Below are 6,463 nucleotides of genomic sequence, written 5' to 3'. Positions count from 1 at the left end.
GGGGTCGACCGGCTGCGGTCCGCGGCCACCACCGAGCCGGGCCGGCTGCGGATCATCGGCGCCGTACTGGCGCTGCTGGTCGTGGCGTTCGGCGCGGTCACCGCCTGGCAGGCCAGTGGCCGGGCGGCCGCCGCGGACGACGTGCTGCACCGCAGCCAGCCGCTCAGCTCGGGCGCGGCCGACATCTACCGGTCGCTGGCGGACGCCAACACGGCCGCCTCCAGCGGTTTCCTGGCCGGCGGCCGGGAAACCGCGGACTCCCGCGTCCGGTACGAGAAGGACATCCGTACGGCCGCCGCCGGACTCGTCACGGCCGCCGCGAACGCCCAGCCGGGCTCCGCCTCCGAGGTGACGATCAGCAAGCTGAACACGCTGCTGCCCGAGTACAAGGGGCTGATCGAGCGGGCGCGGACCTACAACCGGCAGGGGTATCCGGTCGGCGGCGCGTATCTGCGTTACGCCAACGAGAAGATGCAGAAGGAGATGCTCCCGGCGGCGGAGGACCTCTACACCAAGGAGAACCAGCGGCTGGACGCCGACTACGGCGACGCGACTCCGTATCCGTGGATCGCGATCGCGCTCGGCGTGCTCGCGCTGGCCGCGCTCGGCTGGGCCCAGCGGCGCACGTACCGGCGCACCAACCGCGTCCTCAACCACGGCCTGGTCGCCGCCTCCGGCGCCACCGCCGTCGCCCTGCTGTGGCTCGTCGTCGGGCACGCGGTGGCCCGAGCGGAGCTGAACGGCTCCTACGACCACGGCATCCGCTCACTGACCGTCCTGCACGACGCCCGGATCGCCTCCTTGAAGGCGCGTGGGAACGAGAACCTGAGCCTGGTGGCGCGCGGCGCCGAGACCATCACGGTCGACGGCAAGCCGTACGACACCTACTACTACGCCTTCGACCAGGACATGACCACCCTCGGCAAGGGCCTGACCCTGGCCGATCAGCTCGCCGACGACCAGGGCGGCCGTACCCCTGTGAAGGCGGCCGAGGGGAACATGGCGGTGTGGAAGCAGCGCCACGCAGCCGCCCGCACCGAGGACGAGGACGGCAACTACCAGCAGGCGCTGGACAAGGTCATAGGCGCCAAGGGCGCCACCGGCGAGTGCTTCGACGGTGTCGACAGCGCTCTCGCCCGGGCCATCGACCACGAGCAGGCGGAGTTCCAGCGGGCCGCCGGTGACGGACGGGACGCCATGACCGGGCTGCCGGTGGGCGCGGCCGTGCTCGCGGTGCTCGGCGCGGCCGGCGCGGTGTTCGGTATCGGGCGCAGACTGTCGGAGTACCGGTGACAGGGGGCATGTCGATGTACGCGAAGCGTGTACGGGCCGCCCTGCGGGGCTGGGGCGGGGTCGGCGCGATGGCGGTGCTGTGCGCGCTGGCGCTGGCGTTCGTCCTGTTGCTGCCGTGCACCCAGCGGACCCCGCACGCTCCGGGGCGCGGCGGCCAGGCCGTCGCCGACGGTGTGCAGGCACGGGCCGGGGACTGCACCGCCGCCGACGCCCAGAACCAGACCCTGTCGCCGTCCGGCGCGGACGGCCCGACGATCGACGCGATCAAGTCCCGTACGGGCGCCAAGCGCAAGCTGATCGTCGGCGTCGACCAGAACAGCTACCACTGGGGCTACCGCAATCCGAACACCGAGGGCGCGGAGCTGGAGGGCTTCGACATCGACCTGGTGCACCGGATCGCACAGGACATACTCGGCGACCCGGACGCGGTGCAGTTCAAGGCGATTCCGACCAGCCAGCGGATCTCCGCGATCCAGGACGGGCGGGTGGATATGGTCGTACGGACCATGACGATCACCTGCGAGCGGCTGGCCCAGGTCGCGTTCTCGGCGCCCTACTTCAAGACCGGGCAGCAGGTGCTCGCGCCCAAGTCGTCCTCGATCAGCGGCTACAACTCGACGCTGGCGCACAAGAAGGTGTGCACGGCGGCCGGTTCGACGGCGCACACCAAGCTGGACGCCGACAGAAAGGCCGGCACCCTGCCCGCCTCCACCGACATCTCCACCACCGTCCCGAACCAGCTGGACTGTCTGGTCCGGCTGCAACTGGGCGAGGTGGACGCGGTGGTGACCGACGGCGCGCTCGCCGCGAGCCAGGCCGCGCAGGACCCGACCGTGGAGCTCAAGGGCGCGGCGTTCACGACCGAGTACTACGGAGTGGCGATGAAGAAGGACGCCTCCGATCTGGTACGCCGGGTCAATCGCGTTCTGGTGGACTACCGCGCGAACGGCTGGCAGGCGTCGTACGACACCTGGCTGTCGGCGACACTGGGAAAGGACTCGGGCCCGTCCGAACCGCCCGCACCGCAGTATCTGCGGACGAGTTGAGCCGCGTCCGACCGGGAAGCACGAGCAGCGAGAGGTGATCGATGGGCGTCACGGACCCCGCCGGGCCGGTGATGGACCGGGACGAGGTGGACCGTGCGCTGGCGCGGCTCGGCCAGGAGCACGAGGCGATCGAGACCTCGCTGCTGGCCCTGCAGGACCACGCGGGCCGCAGACTCCTCGAAGGCGCCCGCCTGACCGGTGTCACGGGTGAACGCTGGCAGGCCACGGAGACGCAGATCACCCTGTTGTGGGGGTACTTCGACGCGTACGCGGCCGCGCTGCGCTCCGCCCGGGAGATCCGCGGCCGGCGCCGCTGGTCCACCCGCGAGGACCTGGCGGAGCTGACCGAGCTGCTGCGCGGCGAGTCCGTGACCGTCGCCGGCAGCGGCCGGCTCAGCGAGACCTACTCGCTGACCGCGCTGGTGGACCGGATGAACGAGCTGTACGCGACGAGCCTGGACCTGGTCGTCGCCGCCGACGCGGTGTGGTCGGCGCTGCCCGCCAGGATCGATTTACTCGCCGCGGAACTCCGGCGCACCCGCAAGCTCGCGCACTCCGTCGGCGTACGCCCCGGCGAGCACCCGGCGGGCGACGACCTGGAGCGGATCACGCGCACGCTGACCAGGCTGCGCGAGGACGTCGTCTCGGACCCGCTCGCCTTCTGGGTGCCGGCCGTGGGCAGTTCGGCGCCCGGCGGCGGCCGTCCGGACACCATGGTGTACGACCGTGAGGCGCGCGCCCTGGAGGATGTGCGCCGGGAGATCGACGCTGTGCTGACGGTCCGTCAGGATGCGGAGGCGCGGCTGATCCGGCTGCGGGACGTGCTCTCGCGCGCCGACCGCACCCTCGCCGAGGCCCGTACCGCGCGCGGCGAGGTGCTGGCGAAGATCGCGGCGACGGAGGTGCCGGTGGTGAGCGGCCCGCCGACCGTGCTGCAGGAGCAGCTGGCGACGGCGGCCGAGTACCGCAGGCAGGCGCAGTGGCACCGGCTCTCCCCGCTGCTGGAGTCGCTGGAGCAGAAGGCCGAGGACGAACTGCTGCGCGCCCGGGAGTCGTTGACCGCGGTCACTGCGCCGCTCGCGGTCCGCGCCGAACTGCGCGGCCGGCTGGATGCCTACAAGGCGAAGGTGGCGCGGCACGGCCTCGCCGAGGATCCGTTCCTGGTCGAGCGGTACGACGCGGCCCGCCGCATGCTGTGGAGCGCGCCCTGCGATCTGCGGGTGGCCGAGCAGGCCGTGCTGCGCTATCAGCAGCTGGCGGCCGATCTGCTCGGCGGGCCGGGCGCGCCCGAGGACCAGAGGGGGGAGCAGTCATGAGTCAGCCGGGGCGGTCTTGTCAGCGGCCGGACTGCGAGGGGTCGTACGAGGACGTCGGCGGCGGTGAGCTGTACTGCGACACCTGCGGCCTGGCACCGGTGGTGGCGGCTGGGGGTCCCCCCTCGGGGGGAGGCATGGTCGGCTCGCTGCCCACCGGACTCACCAAGGGCGCGGTGGACAGCGGCAGTTCGCGTGGTTCGCACAGCTCGCGTACGTCCTCGCAGTCGTCGAAGTCGCGCCGGTCGGTGTCGGGGCGGCTCTCGCGCTCGCTGTCGGGCCGGTCCAGTGGACGGTCGGTGTCGGTGCGCAGCTCCGGCTCCTCCTCGGGGACGTCCACGCGGGGACGGCTGGGCGCCGGGCTGGTGCACGTGCCGCAGGTGCCGCGGCCCGACCCGCGCGCGATGGTGCTGGAGAACCCGGAGGTGCCGGAGCGGAAGCGGTTCTGCTCGCGCTCCGACTGCGGCGCGCCCGTCGGCCGCGCCCGCGGCGAGAGGCCGGGCCGTACGGAGGGGTTCTGCACCAAGTGCGGGCACCCGTATTCCTTCGTGCCGAAACTGAAGGCCGGGGACGTGGTGCACGGGCAGTACGAGGTCGTCGGCTGTCTCGCGCACGGCGGTCTCGGCTGGGTCTATCTCGCCGTGGACCGGGCCGTCTCCGACCGGTGGGTGGTGCTCAAGGGCCTGCTGGACACCGGCGACCAGGACGCGATGGCCGCCGCGATCTCCGAGCGGCGCTTCCTCGCGGAGATCGAGCACGCCAACATCGTGCGGATCTACAACTTCGTCGAGCACCTCGACCAGCGCACCGGCTCCCTCGACGGCTACATCGTCATGGAGTACGTCGGCGGCAAGTCCCTGAAGGAGATCGCCAACGCCCGCCGCACACCCGAGGGCCGCCGCGATCCGCTGCCGGTCGAGCAGGCCTGCGCTTACGGCATCGAGGCCCTCGAAGCCCTCGGTCATCTGCACAGCCGTAACCTCCTCTACTGCGACTTCAAGGTCGACAACGCCATCCAGACCGAGGACCAGCTCAAGCTGATCGACATGGGCGCGGTGCGCCGCATGGACGACGACGAGTCGGCGATCTACGGCACGGTCGGCTACCAGGCCCCGGAGGTCGCCGAGGCCGGTCCGTCGGTGGCCAGCGACCTGTACACGGTGGGCCGTACGCTCGCGGTGCTCACCTTCGACTTCCAGGGCTACACGAACGTCTACGCCGACTCCCTGCCCGATCCGGACACCATCGAGGTCTTCCGCCGCTACGAGTCCTTCTACCGGCTCCTCGTGCGCGCCACCGACCCCGACCCGGCCCGCCGGTTCGGCTCCGCGCAGGAGATGGCCGAGCAGCTGACCGGTGTGCTGCGCGAGGTGGTCGCACTGCAGAGCGGGCAGCCGCGGCCCGCGCTGTCGACGCAGTTCGGACCCGAAGTGCGGGTCACCGACCGGGAGTTGTTCGCGCGGCTGGACGGTGACGTGTCCCGGCTGGGGGCGCGGGAGGTGCGCAAGGCCGCGTCCGCCGCCCCGGCACTGCCCCCGGCCGCCCTCGTCAGGCCCGTGGACACCCCGGCCGCCGCGCTCGCCCTGCCCGTCCCGCTGGTCGACCCGGGCGACCCCAACGCGGGCTTCCTGGCCGGCCTGCTGGCCTCCGCGCCCGCCGAGCTGATCAGCGCCCTGGAAGCGGCGCCGACGCAGACCGTGGAGACCCGGCTGCGGCAGATCCGCGCCCGGCTGGAGAGCGGTGAGCAGCAGACGGCGCTGACAGGTCTGGCCGAGCTGGACGAGGAGCGGCCGGACGACTGGCGGGTGGTGTGGTACCGGGGCCTGGCCGGGCTGGTCACCGGCGACTTCGAGGGCGCCGCGCTCGCCTTCGACGCGATCTACGACGCCTTCCCCGGCGAGGCCGCGCCCAAGCTGGCGCTCGGTCTGTGCGCGGAGGTGCTGGGCCAGCTGGACAACGCCGCCGAGTACTACCACCTGGTGTGGGCGACCGACCCGAGCTTCGTCAGCGCCGCCTTCGGTCTTGCCCGGGTGCAGCTCGCGGCCGGGAACCGGCAGTTTGCGGTGCGGACGCTGGAGTCGGTGCCGGAGTCGTCCATCCACTACACCGCCGCCCGGGTCGCCGCCGTACGGGCGCGGCTCAGACAGCGCACGGCGAGCGCCGGTGACGTACCGTTCCTGGACGACCTGACGGCCGCCGCCGGGCAGGTCGAGGCGCTGGACGCGTACGGTCTGGACCCGGCGCGGCGTGAGGAGTTGGCGGCGGAAGTGCTCGGCTCGGCGCTGGACTGGATACTCTCCGGAGGTCAGGGCAGCCGGCCCGCCGCCGGCGGACGGGTGCTGCTGGGCAGCGGCCTGGACGAGCGGGGCCTCCGCTTCGGCCTGGAGCGCGCCTACCGCACGCTGGCCCGGCTGGCGCCCGGCGGCGAGGAGAGGATCGAACTGGTGGAACGGGCCAACCGTTACCGCCCCCGGACGTGGGTGTAGTTGATGTCGCAGATGCCCCAGCAGGCCGCACTGGCGAAGTGCCCGAGCTGCGCGGAGCCCGTCGAGTCGGGTGACCTCTTCTGCGGAGCGTGCGGGTACGACCTCTCCGTCGTACCCGCGCCGCCGCGGGACCATCCGACGCTGACCATGACCGGCTCAGCCGGGGAGGGCCCGGAGGGCGTTGCCTGGCCCGCCCCCGAACCGGAGAGCTCCGCCGCCCCGCCGGCGGTGCATCTGCCGACCGACCTGCCCGGCACCGACTGCGGCGGCGGACCGCTGCACGACCACGAGCCCGGGGCGGCCGCCGTGTCAGGCACGGCCGAGG

General features: G+C 72.6%; 5 protein-coding genes. All 5 read left to right on the top strand.

What is annotated here, in order from left to right; genetic code table 11:
* A partial coding sequence (locus M878_RS77295; protein WP_023550683.1) for a hypothetical protein occupies nucleotides 1–1,293 on the top strand: 1,293 nt, incomplete at its 5' end.
* A gap of 14 nt (nucleotides 1,294–1,307) precedes the next feature.
* The gene (locus M878_RS77290) at nucleotides 1,308–2,339 is read left to right on the top strand and encodes a glutamate ABC transporter substrate-binding protein (protein ID WP_031226002.1); all 1,032 of its coding nucleotides are present in this window, start codon (nucleotides 1,308–1,310) and stop codon (nucleotides 2,337–2,339) included.
* Between the two features lie 41 nt (nucleotides 2,340–2,380).
* The gene (locus M878_RS77285; RefSeq protein WP_023550681.1) at nucleotides 2,381–3,655 is read left to right on the top strand and encodes a coiled-coil domain-containing protein; all 1,275 of its coding nucleotides are present in this window, start codon (nucleotides 2,381–2,383) and stop codon (nucleotides 3,653–3,655) included.
* The gene (locus tag M878_RS77275; RefSeq protein WP_078630413.1) at nucleotides 3,652–6,138 is read left to right on the top strand and encodes a serine/threonine-protein kinase; all 2,487 of its coding nucleotides are present in this window, start codon (nucleotides 3,652–3,654) and stop codon (nucleotides 6,136–6,138) included. Before M878_RS77285 ends, M878_RS77275 begins: the two co-directional genes overlap by 4 nt.
* A 3-nt stretch (nucleotides 6,139–6,141) precedes the next feature.
* Nucleotides 6,142–6,463, top strand: a 322-nt coding sequence (locus tag M878_RS000000100245; protein ID WP_245238229.1) for a zinc ribbon domain-containing protein, incomplete at its 3' end; no start/stop codon positions are given.

Origin of the sequence: Streptomyces roseochromogenus subsp. oscitans DS 12.976 (genome assembly GCF_000497445.1) — a bacterium.
GTDB classification, from domain to species: Bacteria; Actinomycetota; Actinomycetes; order Streptomycetales; family Streptomycetaceae; genus Streptomyces; species Streptomyces oscitans.
Note: the sequence above shows the minus strand (reverse complement) of the source record. Positions and strands in the feature narration are given on the sequence as shown.